This is a genomic window from Dyella silvae (assembly GCF_026421305.1).
Lineage (GTDB): Bacteria > Pseudomonadota > Gammaproteobacteria > Xanthomonadales > Rhodanobacteraceae > Dyella > Dyella silvae.
Map to the genome: position 1 here is coordinate 242,905 of NZ_JAPJBQ010000002.1, position 17,213 is coordinate 260,117.

Here is a 17,213-nt window from a genome sequence, read left to right on the forward strand (position 1 = left end):
GCGAAGGCCGGTCAGCGGAGCCGCGAAGCCTAGTTTGCGTGCGTGCTGTGAGGATCGAGCGGCTGCTGCAGCGTCCACGCCACCAGTTGTGATGCGAGCGCATCACTCGCCTGCCCAAACGCTGTCACCACCTGCGGCACCGCCGCGCCGCCCACCGCCTGAGTGATCTCGAAGCGTCGAGTCGCCACGATGCGCAGGCCGTTGGTTTGCACCAGCCGCGCATCAAGCCGGATGACGACCACAGGCTGTCCGCCCTGATATTCGGACTGGAATGCTCTCAGGTCACCGGCCAACATGTAGTCCGCTTGCAGGCTGTCTTCATCGCTGCTGAGCCCGGAAACGCGTCCGTCATCGCGGAACGCATCCATCCACCGGTTTCGCAAAAGTTTGGTGGCGTTATCGCTCCAGCGCGCGCCCTTGTACACGTTGATCTCATCGCCCTGAGGGAGCACCGCGATACGCGCGCTATCGAGCATGCGCTCGGCTTGCGGTGTGTCGATTCGCAGGGTCCAGTTCACTGACGCTGCCTGCGCATGCGGCAATGGCGTCGCGGGCAGGCGATAGATGTTCTGTGGCTCCGACTTCGGTATTACCGAACAGGCTGCAAGCAGGGCGGCGGCTGCCCAAAGGGAAAGGCGGACGGGCAACCTCATGGCACAAACTCCTTGTTGCGATCACGGCCGAGCAGGAAGCCGGCCGGGTTGTCGTCGAAACGGTGCGAGATGCTGCGCAGCGACGCCGCCGCGTCACGCAGTTCGCGCACGGCGGGCCCCAGTTCGCTGAAGCCCTGCATGCCGCCGCTGATGGCGGCGCTATTGTTGTTGAGCAGGCGATCGATATTGGCGCTGGAGCGCTCCAGCGAGGCCATCGCATTGCGTGCGCTGTCCAGGGTGGCACGCCCCTGATTGTCGACCAGTCCATTGGCGTGGCGGACCAGTTCGTCCGTCTGCGCCAGCGTGTCATTGGCCTGCTTGCTCGCCTGCGCCAGTTGCTGCAGCAGCACCTTGATGTCGTCGCGCTGGTTCGCAATGGCACCGGTGGCCTTGTCCAGGTGATCGAGCGTGCGGCTGATGCGGTCAATGTTCTCGGGCGAGAGCATCTGATTGGCGCGGGCGACCACTTCGTTGATGTTGAGCACCAGATCCTCGCCATTGGCGAGCAGGCGGCTTAGCGGCGATGGATCGGCCACGATGACGGGTAACTGATCGTCCTTGCCTTCCAGCATCGGGCTCTGCGGCGAGCCGCCGCTGAGCTGGATGATGGCCAGCCCGGTCACGCCGGTGAGTGCCAGCTTGGCGTGCGTGTCCTGTCGCACCGGTGTGTCGGCAGCCAGGCGAATTGTGGCAAGTACTTTTCGGGGGTCCTGTTTGTCCAGCCGCAGCTGGGTGACATCGCCCACCTTGATGCCGTTGTATTGCACCGCACTGCCTTTTGACAGGCCCGTCACCGCCTCGTCGAACACGACCTGGTAATCGGCAAACTGCCGGTCGGAGCTGGACTTGGCCAGCCACAATGCGAACAGCAGGGCAGCGGTGACCACGATCACCGTGAACAAGCCAATCAATACGTGATGGGCGCGGGTTTCCATGTCACTTCACCTCGTGCGCTTCTTCGGCAGCGCGGCCGCGGGGGCCGTGGAAATACGATTGCACCCACGGGTCGTTGTACTGAGCGACCTCGTCGAGTGGGCCAACTACCAGCACCTTTTTCTGCGACAGCACGGCCACGCGGTCGCAGATGGTGTAGAGCGTGTCCAGGTCGTGGGTGACCAGGAACACCGTAAGACCCAGCGCGTCGCGCAGGGTCAGAATCAGCTGATCGAAAGCGGCGGCGCTGATGGGATCCAGCCCCGCCGTGGGTTCGTCCAGAAAAAGGATCTCCGGATCGAGCGCCAGCGATCGCGCAAGCGCCGCACGCTTGACCATGCCGCCCGACAGCTCGGACGGATACTTGGTTTCCGCGCCGGCCGGCAATCCCGCCAGAGCTAATTTGACGCCGGCGAGCGTTTGCGCGTCTGGACGGGTCAGCCCCCCGTGCTCGATCAACGGCATGGCCACGTTCTCCACAATATTGAGCGAAGAGAACAGGGCACCGTTCTGGAACAACACACCGAAGCGGCGCTCGAGTTGCGAACGCTTCTCCGGAGGAAGGCTCAGCAAGTCCTGGCCAAACACATGCACCTGGCCCGAAGTAGGGCGGCGCAACCCGACAATGCTGCGCAGCAAGACGGACTTGCCCGTGCCCGAGCCACCGACCACGCCAAGGATTTCGCCACGGCGCACGTCAAGATCGAGATGCTCGTGCACCGTCTGCGTGCCGAAACGATTCACCAGGTTGCGCACCTGGATGACGTCGTCCTGCGGTGAAGGTTTGAGTACGGCGTTCACCAGCCCATCTCCATATAGAACAGCGCGGCTACCGCATCGAGCAGAATCACCACGAAAATCGACTGCACCACGGCGGAGGTCGTGTGCTCGCCCACCGACTCGGCGCTGCCGCTGACCTTGAAGCCTTCGAGGCAACCGATGACAGCGATAAGGAAGGCAAAGATCGGGGCCTTGACGATGCCCACCAGGAAGTGCCGCACGCCGATATCCGACTTCACCAGGCCGACAAACATCACCGGCGGAATATCGAGCACCAGGGCGCAAACCAGGGCGCCGCCCACCAGGCCCGACATCATGGCGAGGAACGTCAGCATGGGCAGCGAGGCCAGCATGGCCAGCACGCGTGGCAACACCAGCAGTTCCATGGGGTCGAGGCCCAGGGCGCGGATAGCGTCGATTTCTTCGTTGGCCTTCATCGAACCGATCTGCGCGGTGAACGCGCTGGCAGTGCGGCCGGCGAGCAGAATGGCGGTAAGCAGCACGCCGAACTCGCGCAGGAACGAAAACGCGACCAGGTCCACCGTATAGATCGTCGCGCCGAAGTCGGCCAGCACCGTGGAGCCGAGAAATGCCACTACGGCGCCCACCATGAAGGTGAGCAGCGCCACGATAGGCACCGCGTCGAGGCCGGTTTGCTCCACATGCGCTACCAATGACGTGACGCGCCAGCTGCGGGGCTGCACGATGGTCCGGGCCAAGGTTTCCAGGGTGAGCCCGATGAAGCCGAGCAGACGTCTCTGCTGGTGCCAGACGTGTTCCATGGTGCCGCCGATGCGGGCGAGCACTTCGGTGGCGGAGTTCTGCCGCCGTACTGGCTTCGGCCTCTGGTAGTCGGCCATCGCCAGGCCGATGGTTTGCAGCAAGGCGCGTTGGGCGGTGGGCAAGGTGGGTTCTGCGGTGGCGAGGTCACCTAAGCGGGCAGCACCCAGCAGGTTGACCAGCAGGGAGGCACCTGCGGTGTCCAGGGCGCCAAGGGCGCTCAGGTCGATCGCGGTGCTGTCGCTCAGCAGTGCCTTCGTCGTGGCGACTACTTTTTCCAGGGTGGCGTAGTGGGCCAATGTCCAGTCACCCGCCACGCGCAGGCGTGGGGGTGTGAGGGTGGCATCGAGTTGTGCGCTTCCTGTCGCCATCGATGTGCTCATGGGGCCGATCTTAGTGGAGTGTGGCGCACGGTACATGACGAATGAAAGGCGCCGGTCAGCGCGGGAGGCGGTGCTGCGTTTCCCTGATGTCGCTGCGGACGATCGTGCCCCGTGCGCCGAATTCCGCTAAATTGCCAAAGATAACGCCCGAACTCTGGGGCTCTCCGGTCAAGAGCTAAGTAAAACAACGTATGTCTTCCTTGTCCTATCTGGATGCGCTCGAAGCCGAAAGCATCCACATCTTCCGCGAGACGGCCGCTGCTTTTGAGCGGCCGGTGATGCTCTATTCCATCGGCAAGGACTCCTCGGTCCTGCTGCATCTGCTGCGCAAGGCGTTTTACCCGGCGAAGCCTCCGATGCCGCTGCTGCATGTGGATACCACCTGGAAATTCCGCGAGATGATCGCGTTCCGTGATCAGGTGGCCGCCGCAGGCGATGTGGAAGTGCTGGTGCACATCAACGAAGAGGGCGTGCGGCAGGGCGTTTCGCCGCTCACCCACGGCTCGGCAGTGCATACCGATGTGATGAAAACGGCTGCGCTGAAGCAGGCGTTGGACAAATATGGCTTCGATGCCGCCATCGGCGGTGCCCGTCGCGACGAAGAGAAGTCGCGGGCCAAAGAGCGCGTGTTCTCGTTCCGCAATGCCCAGCATCGCTGGGATCCCAAGCACCAGCGGCCGGAGCTGTGGCACACCTACAACACGCAGATCCGCAAGGGCGAAAGCGTGCGTGTATTTCCGCTATCGAACTGGACCGAGATGGATGTATGGCATTACATCCGTCGCGAGCAGATCCCCGTGGTGCCGCTGTATTTCGCCAAGCCCCGGCCGGTGGTGGAACGTGATGGGGCGTTGATCATGGTCGATGACGAGCGTTTCATCCTGCGTGAAGGCGAGCGCGTCGAGATGCGTGACGTGCGTTTCCGCACCCTGGGATGCTACCCCTTGACCGGTGCGGTGGCGTCCGCTGCCGACACGCTGGACAAGATCATCGACGAGATGGCGGCCTCCCGTAGTTCCGAGCGCCAGGGCCGGGTCATCGATCACGATGCGAGCGCATCGATGGAGCGCAAGAAGCAGGAGGGGTACTTCTGATGGCGATGACGGAGCACACGGCCGCCACCGTGCAGAACAGCACCAACCTGTTGCGCTTCATTACCTGCGGCAGTGTCGATGACGGCAAGAGCACCCTGTTGGGGCGGCTGCTGTACGACGCCGGGATGGTCCCGGAGGATCAGCTCGCCGCGCTGGCGCGCGACAGTCGCAAGTTGCACACCGATAGTCCGGACGCGCTGGATTTCTCCCTGCTTACCGATGGTCTCGACGCCGAGCGGCAGCAGGGCATCACCATCGATGTGGCCTACCGCTATTTCCATACGCCACGACGCAACTTCATCGTGGCGGACTGTCCTGGGCATGAGCAGTACACCCGCAACATGGCCACGGGTGCTTCCAACACTCAGTTGGCGGTGGTGCTGGTCGACGCGCGAAAGGGTTTGCTGCCGCAGACGCGCCGGCATACCTATATCTGCGCCTTGATGGGCATCCGCCAGGTGGTGCTGGCGGTGAACAAGATGGATCTGGTCGACCATCGCGAAGACATCTATGCGGCCATTGCCCATGAGTACCGGGAGCTGGCCGCGCAGCTGGGCATCGGCAGCGTTCATTGCCTGCCCGTAGTGGCACCGGCCGGCGATAACGTCGGGGAGCGCTCGGCGCGTATGTCCTGGTATCGGGGCCCCTGTCTGCTCGAACTACTGGAGGCGGCCGACACCGCCGCAACGCAGGCCGTCGAGTTCCGCATGCCGGTGCAGTGGGTCAACCGGCCCGATGCCTCGTTCCGGGGTTATGCCGGCACCATCAGTGGTGGACGCGTCGCCGTGGGTAGCGAAATTGTGGTGCAGCCGGCGATGCGCCGTGCCCGCGTGGAGCGCATCGTCACCGCGGACGGCGATCTGGCGCACGCGACGGCCGGGCAGGCGGTGACGCTGACGCTCGATCGCGAGGTCGACGTAAGCCGGGGCGACGTGATTGCCGACGCCGCGCGTCCCGCGCCGGTCGCCGATCAGTTCGCCGCCCACGTGCTGTGGATGGGTGACGAACCACTGCTGCCCAACCGCGCCTACTGGCTCAAGATCGGTTCGCGTACCGTCAACGCCCGCGTTACGACTATCAAGCACAAGGTGGATGTGAACACGCAGGCCGAGCTGGCGGCCCGCCGTCTGGAGCTCAACGAAGTCGGCTACTGCAACATCGATCTGGACCATGCGATTGCCTTCGAGTCCTACGTGGACGATCGCACCCTGGGCGGTTTCATCCTGATCGACCGGCAGACCAACGCCACCGTCGGCTGCGGCATGCTCGACTTTGCCCTGCGCCGCGCCGCCAATGTGCACTGGCAGCACACCGACCTCGACAAGGAGGCCCGTAGTGCCAGCAAGGGTCAGCAGGCGCGCTGTCTGTGGTTCACCGGCCTGTCGGGAGCGGGCAAATCCACCGTGGCAAACCTGGTGGAACGCCGGCTGCACGCTCTGGGCTATCACACCTACATGTTGGACGGCGACAACCTGCGCCACGGCCTGAACAAGGACCTGGGCTTCACGCCGGAGGCGCGCGTGGAGAACGTGCGCCGCGTGGCCGAGGTGGCGCATCTGATGGTCGACGCGGGTCTGATTGTGCTGGTTTGCGTGATCTCTCCGTTCCAGAGCGAACGCCGCTTCGCACGCCATCTTTTCGACCAGGGCGAGTTTCTCGAGGTGTTTGTCGATACGCCGCTGGCGGAGTGCGAGCGCCGCGATCCGAAGGGGCTGTATCGCAAGGCGCGCGCCGGCGAGATCGTCAACTTCACGGGCATCGACTCGCCCTACGAAGCGCCTGAACGGGCAGAGTTGCATCTGCACACGTCGGGGTTGCGGCCGGAGCAGTTGGCCGAGCAGGTGGTGGAGCAATTGCTTGCGGGCATGACCGAACACGGTCATCGCGCGTAATCCCTCGCGTTCAGAGCCGTCATCCCGGCCGTCACCGGGATGACGTCATCGAGGAAAATGCCCCATGCGGGGCGCCGCGTGACGGTGCATGCTGCGCTGCACGACCTATCCACCTATACGGCTACGCACGGTTCCAGGCGATCGCTTGGCTTGGAATGTCACGGTGCGCCCGGCGATAATATTTCTTTCCCCAAGGCATGACTGCGATGACCGAGAAGACCGTACTCAATGACACCCACCGCGCGCTGGGCGCGCGCATGGTCGATTTCGGCGGCTGGGACATGCCGATCAACTACGGCTCGCAGATCGAGGAGCATCACGTGGTGCGCCGCGACGCCGGCATGTTCGATGTGTCTCACATGACCGTCGTAGACCTGCATGGGCCGCGCACCCGTGAGTTCCTCCGCCACCTGCTCGCCAACAGCGTCGACAAGCTGAAGGTGCACGGCAAGGCGCTGTACTCCTGCATGCTCAACGAGCAGGGCGGCGTCATCGACGACCTCATCGTCTACTTCCTGGGCGAGGAGTTCTTCCGTCTGGTGGTGAACGCTTCCACCCGCGAAAAGGATCTGGCATGGATCGAAGCCCAGGCCAAGGCCTTCGGCGTGCAGGTAAAGGAACGGCCTGACTTCGCCATGATCGCCGTGCAGGGTCCCAACGCCCGCGCCAAGGTGATTGCCCTGCTCGCAGAAGTCGACCATGAGCGCATCGGCAAGCTCGGCAAGTTCGCCGCCGCCGCCGCGCAGGGTCCGCACGGCATGCCGCTGTTCGTGGCTCGCACCGGCTACACCGGTGAGGACGGTTTCGAAATCATCGTGCCGCAGGAGCACGCCGTCGCCCTGTGGCAGGCGCTGGCCGCCGCGGGTGTGGCGCCGGCCGGTCTGGGCGCACGCGACACGCTTCGTCTGGAAGCAGGCATGAACCTCTACGGCCAGGATATGGATGAAACCGTGTCGCCATGGGAGGCGAATCTCGGCTGGACCATCGCGCTCGACGAAGGCCGCGACTTCATCGGCCGCAAGGCGCTTGAAGCGCAGAAGGCCGAGGGCGTGAAGCGCGTCATGGTGGGCCTGGTGCTGGACGACAAGGGCGTGCTGCGTCACGGGCAGCCGGTGCTTACCGCCCATGGTGCGGGCGAAATCCTCTCGGGCAGTTTTGCGCCCACGCTCAACAAGGCCGTCGCCTTTGCGCGCATCCCGGCGGGTGAGCCGGGCGATGTGCGCGTCGACATCCGCGGCCGCGAAGTGCCGGTGCGCGTGGTGAAGTACCCCTTCGTCCGTGACGGCAAGCCCTGCGAAGGCATCTGATTTCATACCACCTTCACGGCCGCGTGCCTTATGTCCATGCGTGGCCGGTGTTGCCTATCGGGTGAAGCGGCTAGAATTGTCGCTCCACCCATGACTCACATTAACGACTGGATCCGATCATGAGCGAGATTCCCGGCGATCTGAAATTCCTCAAGTCCCACGAGTGGGCCCGCGTCGAAGACGATGGCCTGGTGCGCGTGGGTATCTCCGACCACGCCCAGGGCCAGCTCGGCGATCTGGTGTACGTGGAGCTGCCGGAGATTGGCGCCAGCGTGCAGGCCGGTCATGGCGTGGCGGTGGTCGAGTCGGTCAAGGCCGCTTCCGACATCTACAGCCCGGTGTCGGGCGAGATCGTTGCCGTCAACGAAGCCCTGAACGACAAGCCCGAAACCATCAACGAAGACGCCTTCGGCGATGGCTGGATCTTCCTGGTTCGCGCCAGCGATCGCGGCGAATTGAACGAGCTGCTCGACGCTGACGCCTACGCCGAACTGGTCGAGAACGAAGACCACTAAGCCTTCGCGCTCGATGCTTCACCCGACGCCGGCCGCCTTAAGCGGCCGGCGTCTTTTTGGATCATCGAAAGACGATGGGCATGCTCTCGATGGCTCGTTGGCGATGATCATCAGGGTCACTTTTGTGCGTCTTCAGAGACAGGCGGCCATGCCGATAGATGTCCATCACGGCATCGGTCGATATGAGGTGCCCATCCTCGGTTCGGGTCGTTGAGGACCCGAAGAGGGTGTTTGGAGAGGGTGGAACGACGCCCTGTGGGGTGGGTCCTTAAAAAAATTTCAGTCGAGTTCTGTTCATCCCCGGAGGCGGGTTTTTCGGCTCACCGATGGCGAGATAAGTGTGTCGAAATAAGCACATATCGCTTTTGAGCGAGTAATGCGGCGCACTGTCTCAAATACCTTGTTTTAAGCGGTTTTTATATAAATTTCGATTATAGGAAGGCGTATTCGTCTAGCGGTATGGACGTCTGATTGAAAATGCATTGACACCCCCTGAAGCCTTGCCGGACGGGGGTTTAGACCCTCCTGGGGGTGGGTGAAACGAATTGATTTCATGGCTAAAATCAATTGACAGTTGAAATCTTCAGGAATAGCTTTCGCAACGGAACACGGAGAACGGGTGCCATGGCAGCATCGAAATACATCCCGCCTTATATCGAGCATGGAGAAAAGGCCGGCGCAGTACGCAAGATCACGGTCTCGATTCCACTGCACGTTCTGAGGCCCCTATCTGACGAACGCACCCGTCGTCAGGTGAACAATCTTCGGCACGCCACCAATAGCGATCTGCTTGTGGAGGCGTTCCTACATGCTTTTACTGGGCAACCACTGCCAACTGATGAGGAGCTGAGACGAACTATGGCCACTGCCAAGAAAGCTGCAAAGAAGCCCGCCGCCAAGAAGGCGGTCAAGAAGGCCGTCGCGAAGCGTGCGGTCAAGAAGGCCGCCGTGAAGCGTGCGGTCAAGAAGGCCGCCGTGAAGCGCGCGGTCAAGAAGGCTGTTGTGAAGGCCGTGCTGAAGCGCGCGGTCAAGAAGGCCGTTGCTAAGAAGGCTGTCAAGAAGGCCGCAGTCAAGAAGGCTGTCAAGAAGGCTGCTGCCAAGCGCGTAGTCAAGAAGGCTGCCGCTGCCAAGGTCGTGAAGGCCACCAAGGCTGCCAAGGCCCCCAAGGCTGCTAAGGCTGCCAAGAAGTAAGCTTTACCTATAACAAGTAACAAGCAATAACGACTTTTCTCCCCGCGGTGCCCAGCGCGGGGAGAGTCATTCGAAAGAGCGACTCGTCCCGGCCCATGCCGGGACGCTTGGTTTCTGGGGTACGGAATCACGGCCCGCGGCCGCCATGCACCGGACGCAGCGGTGCGCCCCTCTCACTCGGCATGCTCTGATCTATTCCCTGTGCCCGGCATGAGGTCCAGCAGGCCCGCCGGTAGCGACGCGTGGCGTTGAGCAGACGGGCCGTCACCCCATCTTTTCCATTCCATCCGCTGGGGCCGCACGGTATGCGCGGCCCGGCCGTGCGACGACTGGTAGGTGGCATAGATCAGTGCTTCCCCGGCGACATGCCATGCCCGCCGCAAAAACGACGCGCGATTTGCTGTAGTGCTGCATTACGGTTACCTTTCTCACATCCGCGCCGCGACGGGCCGGGGGAGGCTCGTCGCTCCTGGATTCACAGGGGGAAAAAGCGCGGGTATCTGATGCCACTCGGTGAGAGATCATGGATACCCGATATATATATCGTGCGCGCCGCCGGGCGCGCGGGGTCGTTCGGCCCGCCACCATTGCCATTGTTGCTGTTGTTGCCGTACTTGCCTCAGCCGCATGGTTCCTAATCGTCCGACCCCATCAGGAGATGGTCGACGCTGAAACGGGTGCGCACCCGTCGACGCCGGTGACCACCAGTCAGGCGCCACCGCCGCCGGCCAACGTGTCGGCCATGAGCGTCAATCAGCTCTTGTCCGAAGCCCGCAAGGCGGTCAACCAGCAGCGCCTGCTGGCGCCCGCTGGCAATAACGCGTTCGAGTTCTATCTGAAGGTGCTGGAGAAGCAGCCGGGTAATCAGGTGGCTTCCGATGCGCTGCGCGAAACGTTCCCGGTAGGCGCGAGCCTTGCGGAGCAGGCGATCAACCAGCGCGACTTCAATGACGCGCAGCGTCAGATCGATCTGCTCGCCAAGGCCGATCCGGCGAACTACACGCTGACCATTCTCCGCTCCAAGCTCGACGCCCAGCGCAAGCTGCTGGATCGCGAACAGCAGTTGGCGTCGGACAAGGAGAAGCAGCAGCAACTGGCGGCACAGAAGGCGGCCGACAAGGCTGAGGCGGATCGTCAGACCGCTGAGGCTCAGCAGAAGGCGCTGGCAGATCAGCGCGCGGCGCAGGCACGCCAGGCGCAGCAGCAACAGGTGACCGAGGCAGCACGTCAGCAGCAGGCAACGGGCGGCGCTACCGCAACTGCCAGCAATGCCAGCCCGAGTTCGGCAGCGACCCATGGCCCCGTGCTGTTGCGCAACGTCAGCCCGCGTTACCCGACCAACGCCATGCGGTCCAACCAGGAGGGCTGGGTGGAAGTGACGTTCACCATCACGCCGGACGGCAATGTGGACGACGTGAAGGTGCTGGACGCCGAACCGCGTCACGTGTTCGATCGCGCTGCTGTGGAGGCGGTGACCCGCTGGAAGTACCAGCCGGCCACTCAGGACGGCGCGCCGGTGTCGGCCCAGGAAAAACGCCGCATCGTGTTCAAGCTCAACTGATCGGTGTCGTGCCGCGGAGGCGCGGCACGCGAACGAAAGGGGCGTCGCATGGAAACATGCGGCGCCCCTTTTTCGTTTCAGCTATCGAAAGCCGCTGTCGCGGTCAGCGCGTGGCGGTGCGGCTGCTGGCGGTCGTTTTGCTTTTGCTGCGCGTCTTGCCCTTGGCGGGGGGCGCTGCGGGTGCATCGCTTTCAACGCCGGCCCAGTCGACGTGCGGCAGCCCAAGCAGGCTGTCGATCACCATCGGCATCAGGCCGGCGGGTACCGGGCCGTCGGAGTTCCACAGCGTCACCACACCGACGTGGTACTTGGGCAGGAACCCGATCATGGTGCGATAGCCCTGCACCGCGCCGGCATGGAAGATCAGCGTTTCGCCGCCGTACTCGAACACGCGCCAGCCCAGCGCATACTCCGCGTCGGTCACGCGCGCGCGCCGCCAAGGGGAGGAGCGCTCTTCGTTCGGCGTGGACACTTCCGGTGCGTGCAGCGTGTCCAGCAACTGGCGCGACAGCACGTCGGGCCGGCCGCCCATCTGGGCGATCAGCCATTGCTCCATATCGCGCAGGCTGGCGTTGACGCCTGCGGCCGGGGCCACGCGGTAATAGGCTTCTTTAGGCTCGAACGGGATCCAGTTGCTGCCATTGGGGCGGTGCGGGCGCGCCCAGCTCTTGCTGGTCTCCAGGCCTTCGCGGCCATAGCTCGCCGTCTTCATGCCCAATGGGAAGAAGAGGCGCTTATCTACCTGGCGGCTGAAGAAGTCGCCGGTTTGCGCGTAGACCACATCACCGATCAGGCTGAAGGCGATGTTTTGGTAGCCATAGCATTGGCCCACCCCGCAGGTGAGGCTGACCTCATCCAGTTTGCGTGCCAATTCTTCGTAGGAAAAATTTTCCTCGAGCATGTTGTCGTACGTGTTCTTGGGCAGACCCAGTCGTTGCCCCAGGATGTCGCGCACGGTGGCCTGCTCGGCAGCGCTGTCGCTCTTGAGCCGGAAGAACGGCAGCACGGCAGTGAGCTTGGTATCCCACGAGAGCTTGCCCTCATCGACCAGTACGCCAGTCAGCGCCGTGGCGAAGGCCTTGGACAGCGAAGCGAGGCGGAACACGGTTTCCGGCGTCACCGGTTCGTGCGTGGCCGCATCGGCGTAACCGATGGTGTCTTCAAACACCACCTTGTCATTGACCACTACTGCGGTAGCAAGCCCCGCTACGGCGTTGCGCTCGTCCAGGCGATCCAGCCATTGCTGATAGGACGTCAGCGTGTCCTTGACGCGCTCGGGCGGCAGCACCGCATTAGCGGCGGGTGGGTTAACCGTATCGGCTGGCGTGGCCGCCGGGCGTGCGGCAAGCGGCGCGCTGGACAGACCCAGTGCGGCGGCGATGACCCATGAAATGGTGCGAAACGTCATGCGGCTTGGGCGCGTAAGTGGCGCCTGTGGGCGCCGGTGGACGGAAGCGGCTCCACGTGGGAGCGGGGCCAGGTGATTGCGAGCTGGTTCCCTCCATAACGCCTGGCGAGAGTACCGCAGGCGGTGCGGAATGTCCCTGTAGCCATCCGGTGTATGGATAGCCCTCGCATGGAAGGTTAAGACACGCCCGCGCCGGGCAAAGTTTCGCCGAGGATGAGCGCGCTGGCCCGCTCGGCGATCATCACGACCGGCGCATTGGTATTGCCGCTCGGCAGGTTTGGCATGGCGGAGGCGTCCACTACGCGCAAACCCTGCACGCCGCGCACGCGCAGTTCGCTGTCCACGGGCGCTGCGGCGTCGCTGCCCATTCGGCATGTACCTGCCGGGTGATAGATGGTCTCCGCCTTGCGGCGGATGAAGTCGGCGTACTCCGCGTCCGTGGTCAGTGTGCGCTCCGGAAAGACCGGGGCGCCGCGGTAGGCGTTGAACGCGGGCTGCGAAAGGATCTCGCGCGACAGGCGCGCGCATTCGATCATGCGCTGGAGGTCATGACCCTCCGGGTCGCCAAGGTAGTTGGCGTAGATCGCGATGGGCTGGCGCGGATCCGCCGAACGCAAGCGCAGCCGTCCCCTGCTGCGTGGGTGCAGGTAGCACGCGTGAACGGTATAGCCGTAGCCGGGCAGGCGATGGCGGCCATGATCGTCGAGCAGGGCCGGCACGAAATGAAACTGCACGTCGCAGCGTTCGTCCGTGGCCAGACGGCTGCGCACGAAGCCGCCGCCTTCGGCCACGTTGGAGCTGCCCGGGCCATCGTGGTGGCGCAGGAAGCGCCAGCCTGCAGCCAGTTCGTTGAGATGATCGTAAGTGACCTTCTGCGTGCTGCCATCGAGCGTGCAGATGTCCAGATGATCCTGCAGATGAGCGCCCACGTCGGGCAGGTCGGCGTGCACGGCAATGCCATGCTCGCGCAGATGATCCGCCGGTCCCACGCCGGAAAGCATCAGTAGCTGCGGCGTGTTGATGGCGCCGCCGGCGAGGATGACTTCCCCGGCCTCCAGCACCGTCGAGTCACCCTGAAGCTGCACACCCACCGCACGCCCGTCGCGGATGACCACGCGGGCCACGGCCGCCTTGGTGCGCACTTCGAGGTTGGGACGTTGCCGCGCGGGTTGCAGGTACGCCACGGCAGTAGAGCAGCGCCGCCCATCGCGCTGCGTGACCTGATACAAACCGAAGCCTTCCTGCTGCGGGCCGTTGAAATCGCTATTGCGTGGAAAGCCCGCGCTGACACCGGCATCGATAAAAGCGCTCGACAGCTCGTTGTGATAGCGCAGATCGCTGACCGAGAGCGGACCATCCGCCCCATGCAGCGCGCTGGCGCCACGCATGTTCTCCTCGCTGTGGATGAACCAGGGCAGCACGTGCTTCCACGACCAGCGCACGTCACCGGTGGCTTTGGCCCAGCGGTCGTAGTCACCCGGCACGCCGCGGATGTAGATCATGGCGTTGATGGCGCTGGAACCGCCGAGCGTCTTGCCGCGCGGCCACCACAGGGTGCGGTTCTGCAACTGCGGTTCGGGTTCGGTGCGGTAGTTCCAGTTCAGATGACGGATGTTGGCCAGCCGCGCAATGCCGGCGGGCATATGGATCAGCGGATGCCAGTCGCTCGGACCTGCCTCGAGCAGTAACACGCGCTTGCCGCGATGGGCGCTCAATCGATGGGCAAGCACGCAGCCCGCAGAGCCTGCGCCAACGATGATGTAGTCGTACGTCATGCTTTCCCCTGCCCATGACTGTCATGACAGCATGCTAGTCTGTTTGCGCTTGTTTATAGTCGCCGGGCCACGCCGCGCCTATGAACAGGCCTGTCCCCCACGCTGGAAACGCCGGTGAATACCCCCCGACCTGCCGCAGCGAACGAAGGCCTTTCATCGATCCTTTCGATCGTCGCCTTCTTCTTCGTGATGATGGCGTACTACATCATCCGGCCTGTACGCGAACAGCTCATTGGAGCCGTCGGCTCGAAGGAACTGCCGTTGTTCTACGGCATCACCTTCGTGGTCATGCTTCTGATGACACCTGCCTTCGGCGCCATGGTGGCGCGCTTTCCGCGCAAGCGGCTGCTAGGCTGGAGCTATAGCTTTTTCATTCTCTGCCTGATCGCGTTCGTGCCGGCGTTCGTCCTGCAGGATCGCATCGGGGCGCGCCTGCTCGGCGCGGTGTTCTTCGTCTGGGTGAGCGTGTTCAACGTGTTCGTGGTGTCGCTGTTCTGGAGCCTCATGGCCGACATCTTCCAGAGCGCGCAGGCCAGGCGGGTGTTTTCCATCATCGCGCTGGGTGGCATGGCGGGCGCTGTCTGTGGCCCGGGATTCGGCAAGCTGCTGGTGGGTGTGATCGGTGTGCCGGCGTTGTTGATCGTGTCAGCCGTGGCTTTGCTCGTCGCGCTGGGGTTGCTGATCACCTTGTCTACGCGCCACGACCATTGCTCTCCCGGCGCCCACGACGAAGCAGTCGGCGGTTCCCTGTGGGCCGGTATCAAAGAACTGTGGACGCGCCCCTTCCTGCGTTACATGGCGATACTGATCGTGCTGGGCGACGGCATCGGCACGCTGGCTTACGCGCTGATGGCGGACTACACCAACACGCACTATCCGGACCGCGTCGCCAGGACCAACTTCTATTACAACCTCGATCTGGCCACCAATCTGCTGGGCGCGCTGTTGCAGCTGACGCTCACCCGCTGGCTGCTGGTGCGCAAGGGCGCGGTCTGGGGGCTGGTGGTGCCGTCGCTGGTCAATCTCGCACTGTTGTTGCTGGTGGTCGTGCTTGGCATTGGCAACCTCAACATGTTCGGTCTGGCGGTGCCCATGCTCGCGATCATGATGGTCGGGACGCGAGGTTTTGCCTATGGCATGACCAAGCCGGTATCCGATGCGCTCTACACCCGCGTTCCGCGCGAGACGCGCTACAAGGGCAAGAACTTCGTGGAGACGGCCATCTGGCGTTTTGGCGATTTGGCCGTTACCAGCGGCGTCACGTTGCTGGCGTCGCTGGGCGTCGCCGTGACCGGCATGGCCGGTATCGGCGCTGGCGTCGCTGTGCTGGCCGCCTGGGTGGCTGCGCGCGCCGGACGTTCGCCTGACCTGCTGCCGGAGCAGCAGGTGGCGTCAGCGAGTGCCGGGCGGGCAGGTACCGCGGAGGCCTGACCGCCGCTCGCGGTGAATGGTCAGCTGGTGATGTAGCGTTGCAGCTGTTCGATCTGCTCGGCCTGCGCGTCGATCACTTCCTTCACCAGGTCGCCAATCGAAATGACGCCTATCACGCGCTCGCCAGTCACCACCGGAAGGTGGCGAATGCGGCTATCGGTGCACAGGCGCATGCAGTCGAACACATCCGTATCCGGCCCCACGGTGAGGGCAGGACTGCTCATGATCTCCGAGACCGCGGTCTGTGCCGAGGAGCGGCCTTGCAGGATCACCTTGCGCGCGTAGTCGCGCTCGGAAACGATGCCTACCAGCCGTTCGCCGCGCATCACCAGCAGCGCGCCGACGCGGCGCTCCGCCATGTGCTTGATCGCTTCGAGTACGGGCGCGTCCGGTGCGATGCTGAAAATGTCGCTGCCCTTGCCTTCCAGCAAATGCTTGACTTGGCGCATGCTTGAACCTCCCACGCGGCCGCGGAAGAGCCGCAGGTGGCCAGTCTAGCGCCGCCGCGTCGACGTGGTGTTGGCCGGATGTGAAGCGCCGCTTTCAGCCGTCCGTTCAGGGCCTGCTGCCGCGCGGCCGTCGTTGCTCTTCAATGAAATACAGCGGCCGCTGCTTGCTTTCGGAGTAGTTGCGGCCCAGGTATTCGCCGATCACGCCCAATCCCAGCAGCTGAATGCCGCCGAGAAACAGGATCACCACCATCAGCGACGGATAGCCGTGCACGGGATCGCCAAACAGCGCGGCCTTGCCAAACACCCACAGACCGTAGAGAAAGGCCAGCACGGACGACAGCAGCCCGATCCACGTCGCCAGCTTGAGCGGTGCAGTGGAAAACGACGTGAAGCCCTCGATGGCCAGTTGCATCAGCCGCCAGTAGTTCCACTTGGTCGAGCCGGCCTGTCGTGGTTCGCGCAGGTAATAGACGGCTGTTTGACGGTAACCGATCCAGGCGAACAGGCCCTTCATGAAGCGCTGGCGCTCACGCAGCTGGCGCAGGGCGTCCAGGGCGCGTCGTGACAACAGGCGGAAGTCGCCGGTGTCTCGGGGCACGGCGATATCGGACATGCGCTCCATGCTGCGATAGAACAAGGCTGAGGTAAGCCGTTTGAAACCGGTTTCGCCAGCACGCGCCGTGCGGGTGGCGTACACCACGTCAAAGCCGGCGCGCCATTGTTCTACCAGCGAAGGAATCAGCTCGGGCGGATCCTGCAGGTCGGCATCGATCACCACCGCAGCGTCCGCGTCGACGTGGTCGAGGCCGGCCGTCAGTGCGGCCTCCTTGCCGAAGTTGCGCGAGAGCTTCAATGCGCCGGTGCGGGCATCCCGCGCGGCCAGCGCTTCGATCAGGGCCCAGGTGGCGTCGCTGCTGCCGTCATCGACATAAAGAACGTCGCAATCCAGCGGCAGCTCGTCGAGGACGCGGCTCAGGCGACCGTGAAAGGTCTCCAGCACGGCGGCTTCGTTGTAAGCGGGCACGACAACAGTCAGGCGTGGCATGGGCGGCGCAAGG

The 17,213-nt window shown here is 63.7% G+C and carries 15 protein-coding genes; 7 read left to right on the forward strand and 8 right to left on the reverse strand.

The features are described from left to right. Window positions 1-29: 29 nt before the first annotated feature. The 4 genes from OQE56_RS05360 to OQE56_RS05375 are packed head-to-tail and all read right to left on the reverse strand — an operon-like array spanning window position 30 to window position 3,529. Window positions 30-653, reverse strand: a complete 624-nt coding sequence (locus OQE56_RS05360) for an ABC-type transport auxiliary lipoprotein family protein (protein ID WP_267222302.1) — start codon at window positions 651-653, stop codon at window positions 30-32. After that, on the reverse strand, window positions 650-1,588 hold the full coding sequence (locus OQE56_RS05365; RefSeq protein WP_267222304.1) for an MlaD family protein: 939 nt from the start codon (window positions 1,586-1,588) through the stop codon (window positions 650-652). The genes OQE56_RS05360 and OQE56_RS05365 overlap by 4 nt, the downstream gene beginning before the upstream one ends. A 1-nt stretch (window position 1,589) precedes the next feature. Next, a complete protein-coding gene (locus OQE56_RS05370; protein ID WP_267222306.1) occupies window positions 1,590-2,387 on the reverse strand; it encodes an ABC transporter ATP-binding protein in 798 nt (265 codons plus the stop codon). Continuing rightward, window positions 2,384-3,529 (reverse strand): ABC transporter permease, encoded by a 1,146-nt coding sequence (locus OQE56_RS05375; RefSeq protein WP_267222308.1) that lies wholly within the window; start codon window positions 3,527-3,529, stop codon window positions 2,384-2,386. The genes OQE56_RS05370 and OQE56_RS05375 overlap by 4 nt, the downstream gene beginning before the upstream one ends. 191 nt (window positions 3,530-3,720) lie before the next feature. Between OQE56_RS05375 and cysD the strand changes: the two genes are divergently transcribed. From cysD to OQE56_RS05405, 6 genes are all read left to right on the forward strand, one after another. After that, window positions 3,721-4,623 carry a sulfate adenylyltransferase subunit CysD gene (gene cysD, locus OQE56_RS05380; RefSeq protein ID WP_267222311.1) on the forward strand — a complete coding sequence of 301 codons (903 nt, stop codon included), beginning with the start codon at window positions 3,721-3,723 and terminating at the stop codon, window positions 4,621-4,623. Next, on the forward strand, window positions 4,623-6,515 hold the full coding sequence (gene cysN, locus OQE56_RS05385) for a sulfate adenylyltransferase subunit CysN (RefSeq protein ID WP_267222313.1): 1,893 nt from the start codon (window positions 4,623-4,625) through the stop codon (window positions 6,513-6,515). Before cysD ends, cysN begins: the two co-directional genes overlap by 1 nt. A 206-nt stretch (window positions 6,516-6,721) precedes the next feature. After that, a complete protein-coding gene (gcvT, locus tag OQE56_RS05390) occupies window positions 6,722-7,822 on the forward strand; it encodes a glycine cleavage system aminomethyltransferase GcvT (RefSeq protein WP_267222315.1) in 1,101 nt (366 codons plus the stop codon). A 119-nt stretch (window positions 7,823-7,941) separates the two neighbouring features. Then, the gene (gene gcvH / locus OQE56_RS05395; protein WP_114824140.1) at window positions 7,942-8,337 is read left to right on the forward strand and encodes a glycine cleavage system protein GcvH; all 396 of its coding nucleotides are present in this window, start codon (window positions 7,942-7,944) and stop codon (window positions 8,335-8,337) included. 624 nt (window positions 8,338-8,961) lie between these two features. After that, complete coding sequence (metJ, locus tag OQE56_RS05400; protein ID WP_267222319.1) at window positions 8,962-9,528, forward strand: met regulon transcriptional regulator MetJ; 567 nt, start codon at window positions 8,962-8,964, stop codon at window positions 9,526-9,528. 523 nt (window positions 9,529-10,051) lie between these two features. After that, entirely contained in the window at window positions 10,052-11,089 is a 1,038-nt protein-coding gene (locus OQE56_RS05405) for an energy transducer TonB (RefSeq protein ID WP_267222320.1), read from the forward strand. Window positions 11,090-11,192: 103 nt separating this feature from the next. Here OQE56_RS05405 and OQE56_RS05410 read toward each other — a convergent pair whose 3' ends face one another. Both OQE56_RS05410 and OQE56_RS05415 read right to left on the reverse strand, forming a co-directional pair. Further along, the gene (locus tag OQE56_RS05410; RefSeq protein ID WP_267222321.1) at window positions 11,193-12,497 is read right to left on the reverse strand and encodes a serine hydrolase domain-containing protein; all 1,305 of its coding nucleotides are present in this window, start codon (window positions 12,495-12,497) and stop codon (window positions 11,193-11,195) included. 176 nt (window positions 12,498-12,673) lie between these two features. Then, a complete protein-coding gene (locus tag OQE56_RS05415; RefSeq protein ID WP_267222323.1) occupies window positions 12,674-14,272 on the reverse strand; it encodes a GMC family oxidoreductase in 1,599 nt (532 codons plus the stop codon). 114 nt (window positions 14,273-14,386) lie between these two features. Here OQE56_RS05415 and OQE56_RS05420 point away from each other — a divergent pair, with 114 nt between their 5' ends. Next, window positions 14,387-15,703: an NTP/NDP exchange transporter gene (locus OQE56_RS05420; protein ID WP_425601596.1), complete on the forward strand. Its 1,317-nt coding sequence runs from the start codon at window positions 14,387-14,389 to the stop codon at window positions 15,701-15,703. A 20-nt stretch (window positions 15,704-15,723) separates the two neighbouring features. Here the strand turns inward: OQE56_RS05420 and OQE56_RS05425 are convergent, their stop codons facing one another. After that, window positions 15,724-16,152, reverse strand: coding sequence for a CBS domain-containing protein (locus OQE56_RS05425; protein ID WP_267222325.1), 429 nt, complete (start codon window positions 16,150-16,152; stop codon window positions 15,724-15,726). Window positions 16,153-16,258: 106 nt separating this feature from the next. Beyond that, window positions 16,259-17,200 carry a glycosyltransferase family 2 protein gene (locus tag OQE56_RS05430; protein WP_267222327.1) on the reverse strand — a complete coding sequence of 314 codons (942 nt, stop codon included), beginning with the start codon at window positions 17,198-17,200 and terminating at the stop codon, window positions 16,259-16,261. Between the last annotated feature and the right edge of the window lie 13 nt (window positions 17,201-17,213).

Excerpts from the sequence above, each read along its gene's own strand:
- OQE56_RS05360 (WP_267222302.1), bottom strand. The coding sequence starts at position 653 with ATGAGGTTGCCCGTCCGCCTTTCCCTTTGGGCAGCCGCCGCCCTGCTT.
- OQE56_RS05365 (WP_267222304.1), bottom strand. The coding sequence starts at position 1,588 with ATGGAAACCCGCGCCCATCACGTATTGATTGGCTTGTTCACGGTGATC.
- OQE56_RS05375 (WP_267222308.1), bottom strand. The coding sequence starts at position 3,529 with ATGAGCACATCGATGGCGACAGGAAGCGCACAACTCGATGCCACCCTC.
- cysD (WP_267222311.1), top strand. The coding sequence starts at position 3,721 with ATGTCTTCCTTGTCCTATCTGGATGCGCTCGAAGCCGAAAGCATCCAC.
- cysN (WP_267222313.1), top strand. The coding sequence starts at position 4,623 with ATGGCGATGACGGAGCACACGGCCGCCACCGTGCAGAACAGCACCAAC.
- gcvT (WP_267222315.1), top strand. The coding sequence starts at position 6,722 with ATGACCGAGAAGACCGTACTCAATGACACCCACCGCGCGCTGGGCGCG.
- gcvH (WP_114824140.1), top strand. The coding sequence starts at position 7,942 with ATGAGCGAGATTCCCGGCGATCTGAAATTCCTCAAGTCCCACGAGTGG.
- metJ (WP_267222319.1), top strand. The coding sequence starts at position 8,962 with ATGGCAGCATCGAAATACATCCCGCCTTATATCGAGCATGGAGAAAAG.
- OQE56_RS05405 (WP_267222320.1), top strand. The coding sequence starts at position 10,052 with ATGGATACCCGATATATATATCGTGCGCGCCGCCGGGCGCGCGGGGTC.
- OQE56_RS05410 (WP_267222321.1), bottom strand. The coding sequence starts at position 12,497 with ATGACGTTTCGCACCATTTCATGGGTCATCGCCGCCGCACTGGGTCTG.
- OQE56_RS05415 (WP_267222323.1), bottom strand. The coding sequence starts at position 14,272 with ATGACGTACGACTACATCATCGTTGGCGCAGGCTCTGCGGGCTGCGTG.
- OQE56_RS05425 (WP_267222325.1), bottom strand. The coding sequence starts at position 16,152 with ATGCGCCAAGTCAAGCATTTGCTGGAAGGCAAGGGCAGCGACATTTTC.
- OQE56_RS05430 (WP_267222327.1), bottom strand. The coding sequence starts at position 17,200 with ATGCCACGCCTGACTGTTGTCGTGCCCGCTTACAACGAAGCCGCCGTG.